This is a genomic window from Pseudomonas sp. Pso3, from assembly GCF_055393275.1.
The window spans coordinates 4,619,167-4,639,000 of sequence record NZ_AP043687.1; the positions used below are offsets into that span (position 1 = coordinate 4,619,167).

Genomic DNA, 19,834 nt, shown 5'->3' on the forward strand with positions numbered 1-19,834 from the left:
GCAGGAGCCGCCATGACGGCCGCACCCCGCTATCGCTTCTATGTCGTGGTCGTCGTGCTGGTCCTGCTGACCTGCGTGGTCGCCGGCCGCATCACCTACCTCAAGCTGTTCGATGCCGCCTTCCTGGGTGACCAGGGCGATCGCCGCTCGGTGCGCCACATCGCCATTCCGGTGACCCGCGGCATGATCACCGACCGCAACGGCGCGCCCCTGGCGGTTTCCACCGAGGTGGTGACCATCTGGTGCAATCCGTCCGAGATGCAGGACAGCGCCGACCAGCTGGGGCGCCTGGCCCAGGCCATCCACAAACCGGAAGCCGAACTGCGCAACCTGATCCTCGGCCATCCGGAAAAGCACTTCCTCTACCTGGCGCGGGCCCTGTCGCCCATCGACGGCGAGAACATCATGGCCCTCGGCGTGCCCGGGGTGCGCCAGATCAAGGAGTACAAGCGCTACTACCCCAGCTCCGACCTGGTGGCCCAGGTGATCGGCATGGTCAACATCGACGGCCATGGCCAGGAGGGCCTGGAACTGGGCTTCGAAGACTGGCTGGCCGGTCGCGGCGGGGTGCGCGAGGTACTGATCAATCCGCGCGGCTCGGTGGTCAAGAACATCCGCGTGGTGCGCCAGCCGCAACCGAGCAAGGACGTGGCCCTGTCCATCGACCTGCGCCTGCAGTTCATCGCCTATCGCGCCCTGCAGACGGCGGTGGAGAAGTTCGGCGCCCAGTCCGGGTCGGCCGTGCTGGTCAATCCCAAGACCGGCCAGATCCTGGCGATGACCAACTTCCCCTCCTACAACCCCAACAACCGCGCCACCCTGCAGATCCCCAACATGCGCAACCGCACCCTGACCGACGCCTTCGAGCCCGGCTCGGTGATCAAGCCGTTCAGCATGTCGGTGGCCCTGGCCTCGGGCAAGTTCAACGAGAACAGCACCGTGGACGTAGCGCCGGGCTGGATGACCATCGACGGTCACACCATCCACGACGTGGCCAAGCGCGGCGTGCTGACCATGACCGGGGTGCTGCTCAACTCGTCCAACATCGGCATGAGCAAGGTGGCCCTGCAGATCGGCCCGCTGCCCATCTACGAACAGCTCAGCCGGGTCGGTTTCGGCAATCCCATGGCGCTGGGCTTTCCCGGCGAGAACGCCGGCTACCTGCCCGGCCACACCAAGTGGTCGCAGATCGCCACGGCCAGTATGTCCTTTGGCTACAGCCTGGCGGTCAACGTCGCCGAATTGGCCCAGGCCTATTCGGTGATCGCCAACGACGGCCTGCTGACCCCCCTGACCCTGCTTAAGGACCAGAAGCAGCAGAGCGTCCAGGCCATGGACCCAACCATCGCCCGGCGCCTGCGCGCCATGCTCAACCACGTGGTGGAAGACGAAGGCGGCGTGATCCGCGCCCGGGTGCCCGGCTATCACGTGGCTGGCAAGTCGGGGACCGCGCGCAAGGCCGGCTCCGGCAGCTACACCGAGCACGCCTATCGCTCGCTGTTCGTCGGCATGGCGCCGGCGGCCGATCCCAAGCTGGTGCTGGCGGTGATGCTGGATACCCCGACCAAGGAAGGCTACTTCGGTGGCCTGGTCTCGGCGCCGACCTTCAGCGAGATCATGTCCGGCGCCCTGCGCGCCCTGGCCGTGCCGCCGGACAACCTGCCCGACACCAATACCGCCCAGCAGGCCAAGACCGAACCGCATTCCCACGGTTGAGCGGCTGACGGAAACGAAAAAGGGCGACCCCAGGGTCGCCCTTTTTCTATGCCGCGTCCGCTCTCAGCGGTGCAGCACGTACTGACCGGTAAAGCGCACCCCGTCCTCGCCACTCTCGCTGACGATGCGCGACTGCAGGGTGATACGCGCACGACCGCGGCGGCGGAAGGTGGTCTCGAAGCGTTCCCAGGCGCGCGCCTCGGGCGGCTCGCCATAGGCAAGGGCATCGGTGGTGATGGGTCGCGGATAGCTGATCTGGCCTTCCTGGATGAGGATATGGCCTTCCTCGATGCCGGCTTCGCGCAGGCGCAGGTACAGCCAGCCCCAGCCGGCCAGCACGGCCACGCAATAGAGGCTGCCGCCGAACATGGTGCTGGCGTGGTTGATGTTGGCGTCCAGCGGGGCATGCAGCTGCAGGCGCTGCTCGCTCCAGTCGCGGACTTCCAGGCCCAGGGCCTTGGTGATGGGAATATCGTGGTGCAACAGGGATTCGAGATGACGGCAGTCGCGGCTCATGCCGGGGTCCTTACAGACAGAATTTCACTATCAGGAGCAGACGCAAGCCATGACCCATGGGTCACGTCCTGGCGCCATTGTGCACCAAGGAAGGCCGCTCCGGGGAAATGGCCGCTGGCAGGCGGAAGCGGAAGCGGGCGCCGCCCAGACTCGATTCGTCGATGGTCAGGCTGCTGCGATAGCCTTCGAGGATGTCCTGCACCACGGCCAGGCCGATGCCCTGCCCGGGGTGCCGGCTGTCCATGCGCATGCCGCGGCGCAGCACGCTCTCGCGGCGCTCGGCGGGAATCCCCGGGCCGTCGTCCTCGATGTCGAGGATCCAGTGCTCGGTGTGCCGGCGGGCACTGACCCGCACCTGGGTCAGGCAGAGCCGATAGGCGTTTTCCAGCAGGTTGCCGAACACCTCCAGCATGGCGGCTTCCTCGGCCTGCACCCGCAGATTCGGCGGCAGGTCCATGTCCGCCTGGACGCGTTTCTCGGCATAGACCTTGTCCAGGGTGCTGAACAGCGACTCCAGCAGCGGCGCCAGTTCCAGCGGCCGGCTGAGCACCGCGCCGCCCTGGCGCGTGGCCCGCTGCAGCTGGTACATCACCTGCTGGTTCATGCGCTCGATCTGGGTCTGCAGGGTGCCGACCTCCTGGTCCAGCTGCGGCCGGCGGCGCAATTCCTCGGTCACTCCCTGCAGCACCGCCAGCGGCGTCTTGAGGCTGTGGGCGAGATCGCCGAGGGTATCGCGATAGCGCTCGCGCTGCAGCCGTTCATGATCGAGCAGGCGGTTGAGCGAGCGGATCAGCCGGCTGATCTCGCTGGGCACGTTGTTTTCGTCGAGCAGCTCGCGCTGATCGGTCTCCACCGCATCGAGTTGCTGGCTGAGGCGGCGCAGCGGACGCAGGCTCCACTGCATGACCAGCGCCAGCAGCAGCAGCAGGGCGCCCAGCACCCCCACCAGCCAGAGGATCACCTGATGCAGGAAGGTGGCGCGCAGCCGCTCGTATTCCTCGGCCGGCTGCATGGTGACCACGCTGAAGCCCGCCACCGGCGGATTGCCCAGCAGCACCTCGCGATCGAAGACGAAGAAGCCCTGCCCCTGGTCGTCGGTGGCCTTGACCAGCTTGACCCCGCCGCCGTCGAAGGTCGGCTTGTAGTTGGGCCGCTCCTTGATCGCCGAGCGCGAGCGCCAGAGCAGGCGGCCGTTCTGGTCGTAGACATAGCCGAGGATCGGCGAGCCGGGTCGGTCGAAAACCTCTTCGGCGATCATCTCCGGCATCGCCAGCCGGCCGTCGATGGCGCGCGCCGCACCGATCAGGGTGTTGGCGTTGGCCTCCAGCCGCGCGGCGACGAAGTTTTCCACCGTGCGGTCGAAGGCGTTGCGGATCGCCGGCACGATCAGCGCCAGGCAGACGCTGACCAGCAGGGCCGCGCTGAGCAGCAGCCGCACGCGAAAGGAACGGATCACTGGCAGCGCTCGGTGAACAGGTAGCCGCGGCCCCGGACCGTTTCGATGGGTTGCATCTGGCAGCTGGCCTCCAGCTTGCGCCGCAGGCGGCCCACCAGCACCTCGATGACGTTGCTGTCGTGCTCGCCGTCATCGTCGTAGAGCTGCTCCATGAGCCGCTCCTTGGTGATCACCTGCTGGTGGTTGCGCATCAGGTATTCCAGCAGGCGGTATTCGTAGGCGGTCAGCTGCAGCGGCTGCTCTTCGTTGAAGGCCTGCTGGCGGCCCAGGTCGAGCTTGAGCGAACCGGCGCGGATGCTCGGCTGGACGAAACCCGCCGAACGGCGCAACAGCACGTTGAGACGCGCCTCCAGCTCTTCGAACTGGAAAGGCTTGACCACATAGTCGTCCGCCCCGGCGCCGAGCCCCTCGACCTTGTCCTGCCAGCTGCCGCGGGCGGTGAGGATGAGGATCGGCAGGGTAGCGCCCTGGTTGCGCAGCTGGCGGATCAGATCGAGACCGCTCATGCCGGGCAGGCCCAGGTCGATGATGGCGAGATCGTGATGGAATTCGCGGGCGCTGTAGAGCGCTTCTTCCGCATCGGCCACGGCATTGACGACATGACCGGCTTCACCCAGACGCACCTTGAGGTGGTGGCGCAGCAGGTTTTCGTCTTCGACGACGAGGATCTTCATGCAGACTCCTGAACAGCTAACGAGACGTTCTCTGGCCGCGACTGCGCCTGTCGCGTGCTTCGCGCAGCGGCGCCCTGGTGCCGATTATGGCGCCTGGAGCCGGCCGGCGGCGAGAGCGGGAAGGGAATGGCTGGGATCACTGACTTTGTTCCGGGCAAAAAAAACCTCTCCAGTTGGAGAGGTAAGGAGCACTTCATGGGGATCGGAAACTGCCGTTGGGGGACGGCTCCGTCGCGAGACGGCTACAGGGGACCAGAGCTGACTTGGTGACCCTGTAGTGGAGTTACAAGGATGAACATCGCCAGGTCGGGTCGAAGTGTCCGGACGATCTGCCGTAGCGGGAGCTGCGCTAGGGTGAACATATCCGGGCGACCTCGGCGTTGCTGATCTGACAGTTGCAGATTAGGCCAATGGCCCTGAACGCTGCCTGAACTCGTCCTGAACGCTAGCTGAACGGCCGCGAAGTGGCCCGAGAGCGACGGACGGTGGCCTCGGCCGATCCGCCGCCGGACGAGGCCTCAGGGCAGCTTGCCCAGGCACCCGCCCAGGGTGTCGGCCACGTTCTGCAGCAGCTGGGCATAGCTGCCGGCGTTGGCCGGGATGCGGGCGCCGAGGGGATCGAGTTCCACCAGGGTCACCGGCAGGCCGCTGCTCAGGGTAGTGGCGATCTTTGGCTGCAGCGGCGGCTCGGTGAAGACGCAGGTCGGCCCGGCGGCCTTGAGTTCGTCGCGCATGGCGGCCACGTGGCGGGCGCCGGGCTGGACGTCGGCGCCCAGGGCGAAGACGCCGCGATGGCTCAGGCCATAGGCTTCCTCGAAGTAGTCGAAGGCTTCGTGGAAGACGAAATAGGGCTTGCCGGCCAGCGGCGCCAGCTGGGTGCGCAGGGCCTGGTCCTTGGCGGCCAGTCCGCTTTCGAAGGCCTTGAGGTTGCTCGCATAGCGACTGGCGTTGGCCGGATCGGCCTGGCTCAGGTCGGCGGCCACGCGGGCGGCGATCACCCGGGCGTTGGCCGGGCTCAGCCAGAGGTGGGCATCCAGGCTGCCCGGACGATGATCGTGGTCGTGGGCGTATTCGGGCTCGCCGCCCTGCTCCTCGCCGTGCTCGTGCTCGTGCTCGTGCTCGTGCTCGTGCTCGTGCTCGTGCTCGTGCTCGTCGCCGTGATCGTCGTCATGGGCGTCCGCATGCTCGGCACCGAAGCGGCGCAGGTGCAAGCCAGGCAGCTCCTGGACGGCCAGGCTGGGGCCCTGGCGCTCCTTGAGCACCGCCGGCAGGAAGGCCTCCAGATCCGGGCCGATCCAGTAGACCAGCCGGGCCTCGCGCACCTGGCGCAGGTCCGAGGGCCGCAGGGCGTAGTGGTGCGGCGAGGCACCCGGCGGCAGCAGCACGGCGGGCTGGCCGGCGCCGTCCTGGATGGCGGCGGCGATCAGTTGCAGGGGTTTGATGCTGGTGAGCACCTTCACCTCGGCCTGGGCGGGCAGCAGGGTGCAGGCGAGCAGCAGGGAGGCGACGAGGGGTAGGAGGCGCGGCACGTGAAAATCCCGATTCTTAAGAGAGGTGCAATATAATAACGTCCTGGCTCCCAAGGTACTGTTTCATGACCGACGCCCCCCTGGCCTTTCGGCCCCACGATCATTCGCGCTGCGTCGCCCACGCGCTGGCCGAGGCCGACGCCCTCTGCAGCCGCGCCGGCGTGCGCCTCACCGAGCTGCGCAAGCGGGTGCTGGAGCTGGTCTGGCAAAGCCACAAGCCGCTCGGCGCCTACGACATCCTGGCCGTGCTCAGCGAGCAGGACGGCCGCCGCGCTGCCCCGCCCACCGTCTACCGGGCGCTGGATTTCCTGGTCGAGAACGGCCTGGTGCACCGCATCGCCTCCCTCAACGCCTTCGTCGGTTGCAACCATCCCGGCGAGGCCCACCAGGGCCAGTTCCTGATCTGCCGCAGCTGCCAGGTGAGCATCGAGCTGGAACAGCCGGCCGTGCACCAGGCGATCCTCGACGGCGCCAGCGCCGTGGGCTTCCAGGTCGAAGGCCAGACCGTGGAAGTGGTCGGTCAGTGCGCCGCCTGCCGGAAGCAGGCATGAGCGAGGCGCTGATCCGGCTGCAGGAGGTCGGCGTGACCTTTGCCGGCCAGCCGGTGCTCGAGCAGGTCAGCCTGACCCTGGATCCCGGCCGCATCGTCACCCTCATCGGCCCCAATGGCGCCGGCAAGACCACCCTGGTGCGCAGCGTGCTCGGGCTGCTGACGCCCGATCGCGGCAGCGTCTGGCGTCGCCCGCGGCTGCGCATCGGCTACATGCCGCAGAAGCTGCAGGTGGATGCCACCCTGCCGCTGTCGGTGCTGCGCTTCCTGCGCCTGGTGCCGGGCGTGAATCGCGCCAGTGCCCTGGCCGCCCTCGGCGAAGTGGGCGCCGAAGGCGTCATCGACAGCCCTCTGCAGAGTATTTCCGGCGGCGAGTTGCAGCGGGTGCTGCTGGCCCGCGCCCTGCTCCGTCAGCCCGAGCTGCTGGTGCTCGACGAACCCGTGCAAGGCGTCGACATCAATGGCCAGAGCGAGCTGTACCGGCTGATCGGCCAGTTGCGCGAGCGCCATGGCTGCGGCGTGCTGATGGTGTCCCACGACCTGCACCTGGTGATGGGCGCCACCGACCAGGTGATCTGCCTGAATCGGCACATCTGCTGCTCGGGCCATCCCGAGCAGGTCAGCGGCGATCCAGCCTATCAGGCGCTGTTCGGCCAGAGCGCGCGCAACCTGGCGGTCTATCACCACCACCACGATCACGCCCACGACCTGCATGGCGGCGTGGTCAAGACCCCGCATGTCCATGGAGCCCACTGCAAGCATGGCTGATTTTCTGCTGTATGCCCTGCTCGCCGGTCTCGCCCTCGCCCTCGTCGCCGGTCCCCTCGGCTCCTTCGTGGTCTGGCGGCGCATGGCCTATTTCGGCGATACCCTGTCCCATGCCGCCCTGCTCGGAGTCGCCGTGGGCTTCTTGCTGGATGTCAGCCCGACCCTGACCGTCACCGTCGGCTGCCTGGCCCTCGCCGTGGTGCTGGTGGTGCTGCAGCGTCGTCGGGGGCTGGCCGCCGACACCCTGCTCGGCATCCTCGCCCACAGCACCCTGTCACTGGGGCTGGTGGCGCTGTCGTTCATGCACGAGGTGCGCATCGACCTGATGAGCTACCTGTTCGGCGATCTGCTGGCGGTGGGTCCCGGCGATCTGCGCTGGATCCTTGGCGGCAGCGCCCTGGTGCTGGTCGCCCTGGCCTGCCTGTGGCGGCCGCTGCTGGCCATCACCGTGCACGAGGAACTGGCCCAGGTCGAAGGCCTGCCGGTGACCTGGATCCGCCTGGCGCTGATGCTGCTGGTGGCCATCGTCATCGCCGTGGCCATGAAGATCGTCGGGGTGCTGCTGATCACCTCGCTGCTGATCATTCCCGCCGCCACCGCCCAGCGTCACGCCCGCAGCCCCGAGCAGATGGCCTGTGGCGCCAGCCTGCTGGGCATGGCCGCGGTGTGCCTGGGGCTGACGCTGTCCTGGTACCAGGACACCCCGGCCGGCCCCTCGGTGGTGGTGGCCGCCGCCGGGATGTTCCTGCTGGGCTATCTGCTGCCCCGCCGCGCCTAGGCGCTCTAGCGCGGCGCCTGCCAGACCGCCTGGCTGACGTCCACCGCCCGGGGGATCAGCCCCTGGGCCTTGAAGATGTCGGCGGTCTGCTGCTGGGTGGCGATGATCGCCGGCGTCAGCGCCGTCGCACCATAACCGGTACGCGCCTGCCAGGTGGCGATCACCGCTTCCGGCAGTCCGATCTGCTCGGCCAGGATGCGTGTCACCTCCGGCTTGTGGGTATTGGCCCAGGCACCAGCCTTGGCCAGTTCCGCCAGCAGCAGGCGGATCGCCTCGGGATGGGCGTCGGCGAAGCGGCGGGAGCCCTCATAGAAGCTGTTGGCGTGCAGCAGTCCTTTGTAGTCGGCGAGCACGCGCACCGGCTGGCTCTGCTGGATGGCCGCAAGATAGGGGTCCCAGACCACCCAGGCGTCCACCGACCCATTGACGAAGGCGGCGCGGGCATCCGCGGGCGGCAGATACACCGGCTGGATGTCCTTGAAGCTCAGCCCGGCTTTTTCCAGGGCGGCGACCAGCAGGAAGTTGGCGCTCGATCCCTTCTGCACCGCCACCTTCCTGCCCCTGAGGCCGGCGACGTCGCGGATCGGCGAGGCGGTTGGCACCAGGATGGCCTCCACCGCCTCGCTGGCCGGTTCGGCGCCCAGGTAGACCAGGTCGATCCCGGCCGCCTGGGCGAAGATCGGCGGTGGCGAGCCGGTATAGCCGACGTCGATGCTGCCGGCATTGAGCGCCTCCAGCAGTTGCGGCCCGGCCTGGAATTCGCGCCAGCTCACCTGGTAGCCCTGGGCGCCCAGGGCCTGCTCCAGGGTACCCTGGGCCTTGAGCACGGCCAGCAGACCTCCGCCTTTCTGATAGCCGATGCGCAGCGCCTGGTCGGCGGCCTGGACCGGGGCGAGCATCCCGAGCGCCAGCAACAGAACGGCGCCCCGCGCCAGCCAGCGTCGAAGAGAGGAGCGAAACATGGCGACCTTCCTTATATTCCATTTGGAAAGGTCAGCCTGGCCTATCTAGACCCGAATGTTTAATACATTTCTCTGCTAAGGCTATGCCCGGCCAGGCAGCGAGGGCCAGCCAAGGTCCGATTGACGCTGGCCCCAGGATCGCGCCACCCTGCGCCAGCGGCGACCACCGGGGTCGCCGACCCTATCGGAGCCTGCCATGCCTTTTCTGATCGAGACCTTCGACAAGCCGGACAGCCTGGCCCTGCGCCAGCAGCATCGCCCGGCCCACCTGGACTTCCTGCGCGAGAACGCCGCCGCGCTGCTGGCCTGCGGCGCCAAGCTCAGCGACGACGGCGAGACCGCCACCGGCAGCGTCTACATCGTCGATGTGGAAACCCGAGCCGAAGCCGAAGCCTTCATCGCCCGCGATCCCTTCACCAGTGCCGGACTGCCGGGCGAGGTGCGCATCACCCGCTGGCGAAAGGCGATTCTGGACGGCAAGGCGTTCGTCTAGGTGCTCTCCAGGGCGGCCTGACCGGCCGCCTCCGCCCTACCGCGAATTGGCTTAAGAATCCCTTAAACCTGGCAAAATGCCACCTTAATCAACGCCGTTCGCAGCCGTTGCAAGTTCACACTTCTAGGAATCGCTTCACAGAAAAGTGATGCAGCGCAAGAAAAGCCCGAGTTTTCCCGGCGCTACCGCAAGGAAGCTAACGAACTAGCCTAAGCTCACCGGGCTCAGATGATCTGATGCGCCGACATCCTTTCCCACTCCTGTGGAAACGCTGTCTCGCTTAGCTAGTACAGAGGACTCAGCATGACCAAGACCACGCCTGAAAAGGATCTGCGCATCGAGACGATTCGCGGCCTGGCGCTGTTTCTGATGGTAGCGGGCCACGTCATCGGCAGTTCGTCGACCCTGGGCATGAAGGTGCCCGACGACTCCGTGCTGCGCTATCTCTACGATTCGCTCGTCTATGTCCGGATGCCGCTGTTCACCGCCATCTCCGGCTACGTCTATGCCTTGCGCCCGGTGAATACCGGCAGCGACCTGTCGCGCTTCTACCAAGGCAAGTTCAAACGCATCGGGATTCCCCTGCTGGTGGTGTCGACGCTGTTCTTCGCCTTGCAGATGGCCGTGCCCAACACCAACTACAAGCCGCAGCTGACCGACATCTTCAGCATCTACTTCTTCAGCTATGCGCACTTCTGGTTCCTGCAGTCGATCTTCTGCATCTTCGTGGTGATCGCCCTGCTGGAGAAGGCCGGCCTGCTGCTGACCTTGCGCAACTTCGGCCTGGTGTTCGCCGTGGCCCTGGCGGCGTCCTTCGCCTGGGAGAGCTTCCCGGACCTGTTCAGCCTCTACAAGGCGGTGCAGCTGTTCCCCTTCTTCCTCCTCGGCTTAGGTCTCTACCGCTTCGGCGCGCAACTCATCACCCAGCGCAACGTCACCACCATGGCCGTGGCCCTGGCGATCCTGGTGATCATCGACCAAGCCTATCTGTTCGAACTGGTGGATCTCGACGAGAACGACATGGCCGTGGTCGGCACCGCCCTGGGCCTGGCCGCCATCAGCCTGCTGATCGCCCGCCGCTTCTACTTCAAGCCGCTGGCCTGGCTGGGTTATTTCTCCTTCGAGATCTACCTGTTCCACGTCTTCGGCACCGCCGGTGCCCGCATCGTGCTGAACAAGCTGCAGGTGCATGACGTCTGGGTGGTCTTTACCGTCAGCATGGTCATGGGCCTGTTCCTGCCGGTGGCGCTCAAGCTGGTGCTGGAACGCATCAGTCCGCTGCACTTCCTCAGCGTGGCCTTCTTTGGCGCCAAGACCCGGGTCAATCGGGCTACGCCGCCGCTGCAGAAGAAAGCCACCGCCTAGGCGCCCGGCTCGGACGACCCGCCATAAAAAACCCACGCCTTGGCGTGGGTTTTTCATTATCTGGCGGATCAGTCGACGCTGAGCACGACCCGACCCCGGGTGGGGCACTGCTCCATGCAGCGGTGGGCCTCGACGAATTGCTCGAAGGGAAAGACCTGCTTGATCTGCGCCTTGAGCAGGCGATCGCGAGTCAACTGGTCGATGTGCTGCAGGGCCTCGCGCACCGCGGCGCAATCCGCCTCCAGACCCATCTCCGGCTGGCCGGTGAAGTCCTGGACGCAGTGGATGTACAGCTTGAATTTCTTCTTGAAGGCCGCGCAGGCCGGCAGCGGGGTCTGGTTGCCGCCATTGAGGCCGTAGAGCAGCAGCCGACCGCGGGGCGCCATGGCCTCGCCGAGCAGGGCCAGTTGCGGACCGCCCAGGGCATCCAGGGCCACGTGCACGCCGACACCGTCGGTGATGCTGGCGATACGGCTGACCAGATCCTCTTCCTCGGCGGCGATGACCCTTTCCGCGCCCAGTTCGCGCAGGTAGTCACGGTCGCCGGCGTCATGGGTGCTGGCGATGACCCGGGCCCCCAGGGCCTTGGCCAGCTGGATGGAGGCCGGACCGCAGCAGCGACTGGCATCGGTGATCAGCACCCATTCGCCCGGTTGCAGCCGAGCCTGGTGCATCAGCGCGGTATAGACGGTGAGCAGCGGGTTGTAGTGCACCGCGGCTTCCACCGGCGTGAGCACGTCCGGGTAGCGCACCAGGGAGGTGGCCGGATAGACCAGGTCATCGCCATAGGCCGGATAGCGATTGATATCGTGACCCAGGAAGCTGGCCACGCGATCGCCCACCGCCAGGTCGGCCACGCCTTCACCTAGGGCGGTGACCACCCCGGCCAGCTCGCAGCCGAGACCGGCCGGCGGCACGGCCTGCTCGGGGGCCAGATTCTGCCGCCAGAGCACGTCGTACCAGCTCACGCCAATGGCCTGGACCCGCACCAGCACCTCGCCTGGCCCCGCCATGGGCGTGGGCCGGTCGATGCAGGCGAGCACCTCCGGCGGGCCGAATTCGGTGAACTGGATCAGGCGGGACATGGCATTACCTCGCGTTGATGCCAACCCCGGGACGTGTGCCGAGGCGGACTGCTATGACTAGGACTCTAACCAGCCTTCCCTTAGGATTCTATGCATCCCCATCGATAATGGACATCGGGGGTATCGATCCACTCCCTGCCGGGGCCCGAATGAACCGTACCGATCTGCGTCGCGTCGACCTCAACCTGCTCATCGTGTTCGAGACCCTGATGCTCGAGCGCAGCGTCACCCGTGCCGCGGAAAAGCTGTTTCTCGGCCAGCCGGCGATCAGCGCGGCCCTGGCACGGCTGCGCACCCTGTTCGACGATCCGCTGTTCGTCCGCACCGGGCGCAGCATGGAACCCACGCCGCGGGCCCAGGAGATCGCCGCCCTGCTGTCGCCGGCGCTGGACCAGATCTCCAGCGCGGTGAGCCGGACCCAGAGTTTCGAGCCGGCCAGCGCCGACCGGGTCTTTCGCGTCGGCCTCTCCGACGACGTCGAATTCGCCCTCCTGCCGCCGCTGCTCAGGCGCATCCGCATCGAGGCGCCGGGCACCACCCTGGTGGTGCGCCGGATGAACTACCTGACTGCCGCCGGCATGCTGGCCTCCGGCGAGATCACCGTGGCGGTGGGTTATACCGAGGAATTGCCGGCCAATGCCAAGCGGCGGCCGGTGCGGCGTTTCGGCTTCAAGGTGCTGCGCGCCGACAGCAAGCCCGGGCGCCTGACACTGGACGAATACTGCGCGCGGCCCCATGCCCTGGTGTCCTATGCCGGCGACCTCACCGGCTATATCGACGAATTGCTCGACAAGCTCGGCCGCCAGCGCCGGGTGGTGCTGGCGGTGCCCCAGTTCAACGGCCTGGGTTCGCTGCTGGCGGAAACCGATCTGCTGGTGATGGTGCCGGACTACACCGCGCGCCTGCTGGCCAGCACCGGTGGCCTGAGGTACGAGGACCCGCCAGAAGAGCTGCGCGACGGCAGCCATGAATTGCCCATGGCCTGGAGCGGCGCCCAGGATCACGACCCCGGCGAGCGCTGGCTGAGGTCGCGCATCCAGATGTTCATTGGCGATCCGGACAGTCTTTAGCGCTTGTCGGCGTCGGGCCCCTGATCGCCGCGAGGCGTCCGACGCTCAGGGATGACGGCGCCCTCGGCACCGTCCGCACCCTTGGCGCCGGGAACGCCGCCAGGTCCGGCGGCACCACCCTGGCCCCCGCTGCCGCCCTTGCCCGGTAGCGCGCCGCTACCGCCTGCGCCACCCGCACCGCCGGCTCCTCCGTTGCCGGCCAGGAGCAGGTATTCGGAATGGGCGGGCACAGGCGTCGGCAAGAACGGCTGGGCGACCGTTGCCGCGCTGGCCAGCAGCGCGGTGATCAGTACCAAGGTGTGGCGGGATAGCGACATCGTCATCCTCCTGCGGCGGGGGTCTCGACCGGGGCCTGGCGACCACCGCGGCGCGCTTGGGCAAGGACAGGGTCTGCAGCCCCAACTCTAGCCCAGGGCTGACGCCGAGCTGAAGGGCTCTAGATCGCCGCTCTACGCTCAGCGCCATCACCGCCAGCGATACCTACAGCAAAACCATCATCATCATCGATAAATGAGTTCGAGCCCTTCGATTCGTCGGCGCCCTTCCCCGGCGGCAGACTCGCCTCCCTGACCTCTTTCCACCTCGGGCGGACTCGAACATGGATCTCTTCGCGAAAACCCTCGGCCCCCTGGCCCTGACCTCCACGCTGTTCCTTGCAGCCTGCGGCGATTCCCATCCCCAGGCCAGTGCGGCACCGCCCGCGCCCAAGGTGAGCGCCGCCGAGGTGCTGCGCCAGCCGGTGGTGGAATGGGACGAGGTGACCGGCCGCCTGGAAGCGCCCGAGTCCGTGGTGGTACGTCCCCGCGTCTCCGGCTATGTCGACCGCGTGCTCTTCCACGAGGGTGCCCGGGTCAAGCGCGGCGACCTGCTGCTGCAGATCGATCCGCGCCCCTTCCAGGCCGAGGTCAAGCGCCTCGAAGCCGAGCTGCAACAGGCCCGCGCCAACGCCAGTCGCACCGCCGACGAAGCCGCCCGTGGCGAACGCCTGCGCAGCAGCAACGCCATCTCCGCGGAAATCGTCGAGGCCCGCCGCAGCGCCGCCCAAGAAGCCAAGGCCAGCGTCGCTGCCGCCCAGGCGCAACTGGACGCCGCGCGCCTGAATCTGGGCTTCACCGAGGTCCGCGCCGCCATCGACGGGCGTGTCGGCCGTGCCGAGGTCACCGCCGGCAACCTGGTCAACGCCGGAGACACCCGCCTCACCACCCTGGTCTCCACTGACAAGGTCTATGCCTATTTCGACGCCGACGAGCGCGTCTTCCTCAAGCAGCAGGCCCTCGCCCGCCAGGGTCAGCGCGGCGCGGCCAGCCCGGTCTACCTGGCGCTGTCCAACGAAGACGACTTCTCCCACGAAGGCCACATGGACTTCATGGACAACCAGCTCGATCCGCGTACCGGCACCATCCACGGCCGCGCCGTGTTCGACAATGCCGACGGCCACTTCACCCCGGGACTCTATGCCCGGCTACGGCTGGTGGGCAGCGGCACCTACGAAGGCACCCTGATCCAGGACGCCGCCGTGGGCACCGACCTGGGCAAGAAATTCGTGCTGGTGGTGGACGGCCAGAGCAAGACGGCCTATCGCAACGTCGATCTGGGCCCACGCCTGGAAGGCCTGCGCATCGTGCGCAAGGGCCTGGAAGCCGGCGATCGCATCGTGGTCAACGGCCTGCAGCGGGTGCGTCCGGGCATGACCGTCGACGCCCAGTCGGTGCCCATGGCCGATGCCACCACCCTGGCCGCCCTCAAGCGCCAGCGCGACGCGGTCCTCGCCAGCCTGCCGGCGCCCACCCAGCCGCTCAAGGTGGGTAGTCGCTAGACCCCAGGCTCAACCTTCTTCCCATTTCAGACTTTCACCGTCCAGGCATCGCGTCTATCGCGGCCATGGACCGCTCCTACCGTAGGAGCGGCCCATGGCCGCGATGGACGCGACGGCCGCCTGTTGCCCAAGGAAAGCCCGATGAACTTCTCCCAGTTCTTCATCCGCCGGCCGATCTTCGCCGCCGTGCTCTCGCTGATCATCCTGATCGGCGGGGCCATCTCGCTGTTCCAGTTGCCGATCAGCGAATACCCCGAGGTCGTCCCGCCCACCGTGGTGGTGCGCGCCACCTTCCCCGGCGCCAACCCCAAGGTGATCGGCGAGACCGTCGCCGCGCCCCTGGAGCAGGCCATGAACGGCGTGGAGCACATGCTCTACCTGTCGTCCCAGTCCACCGCCGACGGCAAGCTGACCCTGACCATCACCTTCGCCCTGGGGACCAATCTGGATACCGCCCAGGTGCAGGTGCAGAATCGCGTCACCCGCACCCTGCCCAAGCTGCCGGAAGAGGTGCAGCGCCTCGGCGTGACCGCCGACAAGGCTTCGCCGGACCTGGCGATGGTGGTGCACCTGACCTCGCCGGATCAGCGCTACGACATGCTCTATCTGTCCAACTACGCCCTGATCAACGTCAAGGACGAGCTGGCGCGGCTGGACGGCGTGGGCGACGTCCAGCTGTTCGGCATGGGCGACTATTCCCTGCGCGTCTGGCTCGATCCAGACAAGGTGGCCTCGCGCGGCCTGACCGCCAGCGACGTGGTCACCGCCATCCGCGAGCAGAATCGCCAGGTCGCCGCCGGTGCCCTCGGCGCGCCGCCGGCCCCGGGCAGCACCAGCTTCCAGCTGGCCATCAACACCCAGGGCCGCCTGGTGGACGAGGAAGAATTCGCCAACATCATCGTGCGCGCCGGCAGCGACGGCCAGATCACCCGGCTGCGCGACATCGCCCGCATCGAACTGGGGTCCAACCAGTACGCCTTGAGGTCCCTGCTGAACAACCAGCCGGCGGTGGCCATCCCGATCTTCCAGCGCCCCGGCAGCAACGCCATCGACCTGTCCAACCAGGTGCGCGCCAAGATGGCCGAGCTCAAGCAGAGCTTCCCCCAGGGCATGGACTACGAGATCGTCTACGACCCGACCATCTTCGTACGCGGCTCCATCGAAGCCGTGGTGCACACCCTGTTCGAAGCCATCATCCTGGTGGTGCTGGTGGTGATCCTGTTCCTGCAGACCTGGCGCGCCTCCATCATTCCGCTGGCGGCGGTGCCGGTGTCGCTGATCGGCACCTTCGCGGTGATGCACGCCTTCGGCTTCTCGCTCAATGCGCTGTCCTTGTTCGGCCTGGTGCTGGCCATCGGCATCGTGGTGGACGACGCCATCGTGGTGGTGGAAAACGTCGAGCGGAACATCGGCCTCGGCCTCGATCCGGTGGCCGCCACCCGCCGTGCCATGGGCGAGGTGACCGGGCCCATCATCGCCACCGCCCTGGTGCTCTGCGCGGTGTTCGTGCCGACCGCCTTCATCTCCGGTCTCACCGGCCAGTTCTATCGCCAGTTCGCCCTGACCATCGCCATCTCCACGGTGATCTCGGCCTTCAACTCCCTGACCCTGTCGCCGGCCCTGGCCGCGGTGCTGCTCAAGGGCCACGACGCACCCAAGGACCGTTTCTCGCGACTGCTTGACCGGCTGTTCGGCGGCTGGCTGTTCGCCCCCTTCAACCGCTTCTTCGAGAAAGCCAGCCACGGCTACGTCGGCGCCGTGCGCCGGGTACTACGCGGCGGTTCCATCGTGCTGGTGCTCTATGTGGTGCTGCTCGGCCTGACCGGCCTGGGCCTGGTGAAGACGCCGACCGGCTTCGTGCCGCCCCAGGACAAGCAGTACCTGGTGGCCTTCGCCCAGTTGCCCGATGCCGCCACCCTGGATCGCAGCGAAGAGGTCATCCGCCGCATGTCGGCCATCGCCCTCAAGCATCCGGGCGTGGAAAGCACCGTGGCCTTCCCCGGCCTGTCCATCAACGGCTTCACCAACAGCCCCAACAGCGGCATCGTCTTCGTGACCCTGAAGCCCTTCGAGGAGCGCCGTGATCCCTCGTTGTCCGCCGGTGCCATCGCCGCCCAGCTGAACGGCGAATTCGCCGCCATCCAGGAATCCATCATCGCCATCTTCCCGCCGCCGCCGGTGCAGGGACTGGGCAGCATCGGCGGCTTCCGCCTGCAGGTGGAGGACCGCGGCAACCTGGGTTACGAAGAACTCTACGCCCAGACCCAGAGCGTGCTGGCCAAAGCCCGGCAGCTGCCGGAACTGGCGCCGGAGTCGCTGTTCACCAGCTACCAGGTCAACGTGCCGCAGATCGATGCCCACATTGACCGCGAGAAGGCCAAGACTCACGGGGTGCCCATCGACGCCATCTTCGACACCCTGCAGGCCTACCTGGGCTCGGTCTACGCCAACGACTTCAACCGCTTCGGCCGTACCTTCCAGGTCAACGTCCAGGCCGACCAGCGCTTCCGCCTGGAACCCGAGCAGATCGGCCAGCTCAAGGTGCGCAACGACCGCGGCGAGATGGTGCCCCTGTCCACCTTCGTCAAGGTCAGCGATACCGCCGGTCCCGACCGGGTGATGCACTACAACGGCTTCCTCACCGCCGAGATCAACGGCGCGCCGGCGCCGGGCTACAGCTCCGGCCAGGCCCAGGCGGCCATCGAGGGGCTGCTCAAGCAGGAATTGCCCAACGGCATGACCTTCGAATGGACCGAGCTGACCTACCAGCAGATCCTCTCCGGCAATACCGCCCTGCTGGTGTTCCCGCTCTGCGTGCTCCTGGCCTTCCTGGTGCTGGCCGCCCAGTACGAGAGCTGGAGCCTGCCGCTGGCGGTGATCCTGATCGTGCCCATGACCCTGCTCTCGGCCATCACCGGGGTGATCCTGGCCGGCAGCGACAACAACATCTTCACCCAGATCGGCCTGATCGTGCTGGTGGGCCTGGCGTGCAAGAACGCCATCCTCATCGTCGAGTTCGCCAAGGACCAGCAGGCCACCGGCAAGGACCGCGTCGCCGCGGTGCTGGAGGCCTGCCGCCTGCGGCTGCGACCCATCCTGATGACCAGCTTCGCCTTCATCATGGGCGTGGTACCCCTGGTGACCTCCACCGGCGCCGGCGCCGAGATGCGCCACGCCATGGGCGTCGCGGTGTTCTCCGGGATGCTCGGGGTGACCTTCTTCGGTCTGCTGCTCACGCCGCTCTTCTATGTGCTGGTACGCGCCTTCGTGGAGCGTCGCCAGGCTCGCTCCGCCGTTGCCCAGGAGGCCCAGGCATGAAGGCTTTCGCTCCCCTGCTGCTGGCGCTGGCGGTCTCCGCCTGCGCCGTCGGCCCGCACTACCAGACGCCTGAGCAGGCACCCGTCCAGCTCAAGGCCAGCCAGCAGCCCAGCGCCTACGACCAGGGCCGCTTCGAGGCGCTCTGGTGGCGCCAGTTCGAGGACCCGACCCTCAACGCCCTGGTGGCCAGCAGCCTGGACGGCAACCGCGAATTGCGCGCCGCCTTCGCCCGGCTGCGCGCCGCCCGCGCCCTGCGCGACGACGACGCCAACGACCTCTATCCGACGGTCACCAGCCGTGCCAGCAGCCAGCTCGGCAAGGCCCAGCAACCCGGTTTCACCGAGGAACGGGTCAACAGCGACCGCTACGACCTGGGCCTGGACATGGCCTGGGAGCTGGACCTGTTCGGTCGGGTCCGCCATGCCCTGGAAGCCAGCGATGCCCGCGCCGAGGCCGCGGCGTCGGATCTCGCCGCGCTGCAGGTCAGCCTGATCGCCGAGCTGGTGGATGCCTATGGCGATCTGCGCGGCGCCCAGCTGCGCGAACGCATCGCCCGCGACAACCTCGGCAACCAGCGCGAAGCGCGCCGCCTGACCGTGACCCTGAGGGACGAAGGCATGGGCAGCGACCTGGACGTGCAGCGCAGCGAAGCGCGGCTGGCGGCCACCGAAGCCAGCCTGCCGGAATTCCAGGCCCAGGCCACCCGCGCGCGCAATCGCATCGCCACCCTGCTCGGCCAGCGCCCGGATGCCCTCAGCGTGGATCTCTCACCCAAGGCCCTGCCGGCCATCGCCAAGCGCCTGCCCATCGGCGATCCCGGCGAATTGCTGCGCCGCCGTCCGGACGTGGCCGCCGCCGAACGCCGGCTGGCCGCCGCCACCGCCGACGTGGGCGTGGCCACCGCCGATCTCTTCCCGCGGGTCAGCCTCTCGGGCTTTCTCGGCTTCACCGCCGGGCGCGGTTCGCAGATCGGCAGCAGCGCCGCCCGGGCCTGGGGACTCGGCCCGAGCATCACCTGGCCGGCCTTCGACCTGGGCAGCGTCCGTGCCCGCCTGCGCGGCGCCCGCGCCGGCTCCGAAGAAGCCCTGGCCAACTACGAGCAGCAGGTGCTGACCGCCCTGGAAGAGAGCGCCAACGCCTTCAGCGACTACGGCCGTCGCCAGGAGCGCCTGCAGGCGCTGATCCGTCAGTCGGTGGCCAGCCGCGCCGCCGCCGACCAGGCCGAGATCCGCTACCGCGAAGGGGGCACCGACTTCCTGGTGCTGCTCGACGCCCAGCGCGAACGCCTGGCCGCCGAGGACCAGCAGGCCCAGGGCGAGATCGAGCTCTATCGCGGCATCGTCGCCCTCTACAAGGCCCTGGGTGGCGGCTGGGACGTGCAACCCGCGCGTCTCGCCCAGGGCAACGCTTCCCCCGCGCCGGCGCTCTGACGCCGGCGCTTACCCCCGGCACGCGTGTTCCCCTGCTCCTTTGGCGTGTCGGTTTTTTTCTTCCCCCCGCCCCGCTGCGACGCCTCTGGCACCGCAGCGGGGCACCCCCTGCCCGGCGACGCGAGCAAAAGCCCGCTGCAGAGGTCTCAAAGAGGTCCGGGCCCCGGCCAGCCGGTGCCTGCCCCCCAGGCTGGACGCCTTGCGGCTGTTTCCTAATATTTTGTAAGGGAGACAGGCCTAGGAATCTGTGGTCTCTCTTTTATTATCACCTTAGGTTATTAAACCGCCGGTTCTTGTACGAAACTCAG

At 67.5% G+C, this 19,834-nt stretch carries 17 protein-coding genes; 10 read left to right on the forward strand and 7 right to left on the reverse strand.

Going from position 1 to position 19,834, the window contains the following annotated elements; all coding sequences use genetic code 11:
• Positions 1-12 precede the first annotated feature (12 nt).
• Positions 13-1,716 (forward strand): peptidoglycan D,D-transpeptidase FtsI family protein, encoded by a 1,704-nt coding sequence (locus ACZ5R1_RS21710; RefSeq protein WP_027597412.1) that lies wholly within the window; start codon positions 13-15, stop codon positions 1,714-1,716.
• Between the two features lie 63 nt (positions 1,717-1,779).
• On the opposite strand, the gene ACZ5R1_RS21715 is transcribed toward ACZ5R1_RS21710, so the two are convergent.
• The 4 genes from ACZ5R1_RS21715 to znuA all read right to left on the reverse strand — a co-directional run bounded on the left by ACZ5R1_RS21715 (position 1,780) and on the right by znuA (position 5,891).
• Complete coding sequence (locus tag ACZ5R1_RS21715; protein ID WP_007159880.1) at positions 1,780-2,232, reverse strand: thioesterase domain-containing protein; 453 nt, start codon at positions 2,230-2,232, stop codon at positions 1,780-1,782.
• A gap of 61 nt (positions 2,233-2,293) precedes the next feature.
• The gene (locus ACZ5R1_RS21720) at positions 2,294-3,688 is read right to left on the reverse strand and encodes an ATP-binding protein (RefSeq protein ID WP_042134637.1); all 1,395 of its coding nucleotides are present in this window, start codon (positions 3,686-3,688) and stop codon (positions 2,294-2,296) included.
• Entirely contained in the window at positions 3,685-4,362 is a 678-nt protein-coding gene (locus ACZ5R1_RS21725) for a response regulator transcription factor (protein WP_007159882.1), read from the reverse strand. The genes ACZ5R1_RS21720 and ACZ5R1_RS21725 overlap by 4 nt, the downstream gene beginning before the upstream one ends.
• Positions 4,363-4,880: 518 nt before the next feature.
• Positions 4,881-5,891, reverse strand: coding sequence for a zinc ABC transporter substrate-binding protein ZnuA (gene znuA, locus ACZ5R1_RS21730; protein ID WP_464712682.1), 1,011 nt, complete (start codon positions 5,889-5,891; stop codon positions 4,881-4,883).
• Positions 5,892-5,956: 65 nt separating this feature from the next.
• Between znuA and ACZ5R1_RS21735 the strand changes: the two genes are divergently transcribed.
• Genes ACZ5R1_RS21735 through znuB form a run of 3 tightly spaced genes read left to right on the forward strand, consistent with a single transcriptional unit; the run spans position 5,957 to position 7,987 of the window.
• The gene (locus ACZ5R1_RS21735; RefSeq protein ID WP_027597410.1) at positions 5,957-6,442 is read left to right on the forward strand and encodes a Fur family transcriptional regulator; all 486 of its coding nucleotides are present in this window, start codon (positions 5,957-5,959) and stop codon (positions 6,440-6,442) included.
• Positions 6,439-7,209 carry a zinc ABC transporter ATP-binding protein ZnuC gene (gene znuC / locus ACZ5R1_RS21740; RefSeq protein WP_027597409.1) on the forward strand — a complete coding sequence of 257 codons (771 nt, stop codon included), beginning with the start codon at positions 6,439-6,441 and terminating at the stop codon, positions 7,207-7,209. The genes ACZ5R1_RS21735 and znuC overlap by 4 nt, the downstream gene beginning before the upstream one ends.
• On the forward strand, positions 7,202-7,987 hold the full coding sequence (gene znuB, locus ACZ5R1_RS21745) for a zinc ABC transporter permease subunit ZnuB (protein WP_017642327.1): 786 nt from the start codon (positions 7,202-7,204) through the stop codon (positions 7,985-7,987). Before znuC ends, znuB begins: the two co-directional genes overlap by 8 nt.
• 5 nt (positions 7,988-7,992) lie before the next feature.
• On the opposite strand, the gene ACZ5R1_RS21750 is transcribed toward znuB, so the two are convergent.
• Complete coding sequence (locus ACZ5R1_RS21750) at positions 7,993-8,949, reverse strand: sulfonate ABC transporter substrate-binding protein (RefSeq protein WP_077171116.1); 957 nt, start codon at positions 8,947-8,949, stop codon at positions 7,993-7,995.
• 196 nt (positions 8,950-9,145) lie between these two features.
• On the opposite strand from ACZ5R1_RS21750, the gene ACZ5R1_RS21755 reads away from it, so the two are divergent.
• Together ACZ5R1_RS21755 and ACZ5R1_RS21760 are read left to right on the forward strand one after the other, a co-directional pair.
• Positions 9,146-9,442, forward strand: coding sequence for a YciI family protein (locus ACZ5R1_RS21755; RefSeq protein ID WP_027600646.1), 297 nt, complete (start codon positions 9,146-9,148; stop codon positions 9,440-9,442).
• Between the two features lie 303 nt (positions 9,443-9,745).
• Positions 9,746-10,807, forward strand: a complete 1,062-nt coding sequence (locus ACZ5R1_RS21760) for an acyltransferase family protein (RefSeq protein WP_027600645.1) — start codon at positions 9,746-9,748, stop codon at positions 10,805-10,807.
• A 68-nt stretch (positions 10,808-10,875) separates the two neighbouring features.
• Here the strand turns inward: ACZ5R1_RS21760 and ACZ5R1_RS21765 are convergent, their stop codons facing one another.
• Positions 10,876-11,892, reverse strand: coding sequence for a zinc-dependent alcohol dehydrogenase family protein (locus ACZ5R1_RS21765; RefSeq protein WP_027600644.1), 1,017 nt, complete (start codon positions 11,890-11,892; stop codon positions 10,876-10,878).
• Between the two features lie 149 nt (positions 11,893-12,041).
• Here ACZ5R1_RS21765 and ACZ5R1_RS21770 point away from each other — a divergent pair, with 149 nt between their 5' ends.
• Positions 12,042-12,962 (forward strand): LysR family transcriptional regulator, encoded by a 921-nt coding sequence (locus tag ACZ5R1_RS21770; protein WP_027597405.1) that lies wholly within the window; start codon positions 12,042-12,044, stop codon positions 12,960-12,962.
• Here ACZ5R1_RS21770 and ACZ5R1_RS21775 read toward each other — a convergent pair.
• Entirely contained in the window at positions 12,959-13,279 is a 321-nt protein-coding gene (locus ACZ5R1_RS21775) for a hypothetical protein (protein ID WP_464712683.1), read from the reverse strand. The genes ACZ5R1_RS21770 and ACZ5R1_RS21775 overlap by 4 nt on opposite strands.
• A 281-nt stretch (positions 13,280-13,560) precedes the next feature.
• Here ACZ5R1_RS21775 and ACZ5R1_RS21780 point away from each other — a divergent pair, with 281 nt between their 5' ends.
• From ACZ5R1_RS21780 to ACZ5R1_RS21790, 3 genes are all read left to right on the forward strand, one after another.
• Complete coding sequence (locus tag ACZ5R1_RS21780; protein ID WP_288405648.1) at positions 13,561-14,778, forward strand: efflux RND transporter periplasmic adaptor subunit; 1,218 nt, start codon at positions 13,561-13,563, stop codon at positions 14,776-14,778.
• Positions 14,779-14,919: 141 nt separating this feature from the next.
• Positions 14,920-18,096 (forward strand): efflux RND transporter permease subunit, encoded by a 3,177-nt coding sequence (locus tag ACZ5R1_RS21785; RefSeq protein ID WP_027597403.1) that lies wholly within the window; start codon positions 14,920-14,922, stop codon positions 18,094-18,096.
• A complete protein-coding gene (locus ACZ5R1_RS21790) occupies positions 18,093-19,526 on the forward strand; it encodes an efflux transporter outer membrane subunit (RefSeq protein WP_288435733.1) in 1,434 nt (477 codons plus the stop codon). The genes ACZ5R1_RS21785 and ACZ5R1_RS21790 overlap by 4 nt, the downstream gene beginning before the upstream one ends.
• The last annotated feature ends 308 nt before the right edge of the window (positions 19,527-19,834 follow it).

Coding starts and splice junctions, on each gene's coding strand:
- ACZ5R1_RS21735 (WP_027597410.1), top strand. CDS start 5,957: ATGACCGACGCCCCCCTGGCCTTTCGGCCCCACGATCATTCGCGCTGC.
- ACZ5R1_RS21755 (WP_027600646.1), top strand. CDS start 9,146: ATGCCTTTTCTGATCGAGACCTTCGACAAGCCGGACAGCCTGGCCCTG.
- znuB (WP_017642327.1), top strand. CDS start 7,202: ATGGCTGATTTTCTGCTGTATGCCCTGCTCGCCGGTCTCGCCCTCGCC.
- ACZ5R1_RS21770 (WP_027597405.1), top strand. CDS start 12,042: ATGAACCGTACCGATCTGCGTCGCGTCGACCTCAACCTGCTCATCGTG.
- ACZ5R1_RS21775 (WP_464712683.1), bottom strand. CDS start 13,279: ATGTCGCTATCCCGCCACACCTTGGTACTGATCACCGCGCTGCTGGCC.
- ACZ5R1_RS21780 (WP_288405648.1), top strand. CDS start 13,561: ATGGATCTCTTCGCGAAAACCCTCGGCCCCCTGGCCCTGACCTCCACG.
- ACZ5R1_RS21725 (WP_007159882.1), bottom strand. CDS start 4,362: ATGAAGATCCTCGTCGTCGAAGACGAAAACCTGCTGCGCCACCACCTC.
- ACZ5R1_RS21760 (WP_027600645.1), top strand. CDS start 9,746: ATGACCAAGACCACGCCTGAAAAGGATCTGCGCATCGAGACGATTCGC.
- ACZ5R1_RS21710 (WP_027597412.1), top strand. CDS start 13: ATGACGGCCGCACCCCGCTATCGCTTCTATGTCGTGGTCGTCGTGCTG.
- ACZ5R1_RS21785 (WP_027597403.1), top strand. CDS start 14,920: ATGAACTTCTCCCAGTTCTTCATCCGCCGGCCGATCTTCGCCGCCGTG.
- ACZ5R1_RS21790 (WP_288435733.1), top strand. CDS start 18,093: ATGAAGGCTTTCGCTCCCCTGCTGCTGGCGCTGGCGGTCTCCGCCTGC.
- znuC (WP_027597409.1), top strand. CDS start 6,439: ATGAGCGAGGCGCTGATCCGGCTGCAGGAGGTCGGCGTGACCTTTGCC.
- ACZ5R1_RS21715 (WP_007159880.1), bottom strand. CDS start 2,232: ATGAGCCGCGACTGCCGTCATCTCGAATCCCTGTTGCACCACGATATT.
- ACZ5R1_RS21750 (WP_077171116.1), bottom strand. CDS start 8,949: ATGTTTCGCTCCTCTCTTCGACGCTGGCTGGCGCGGGGCGCCGTTCTG.
- ACZ5R1_RS21765 (WP_027600644.1), bottom strand. CDS start 11,892: ATGTCCCGCCTGATCCAGTTCACCGAATTCGGCCCGCCGGAGGTGCTC.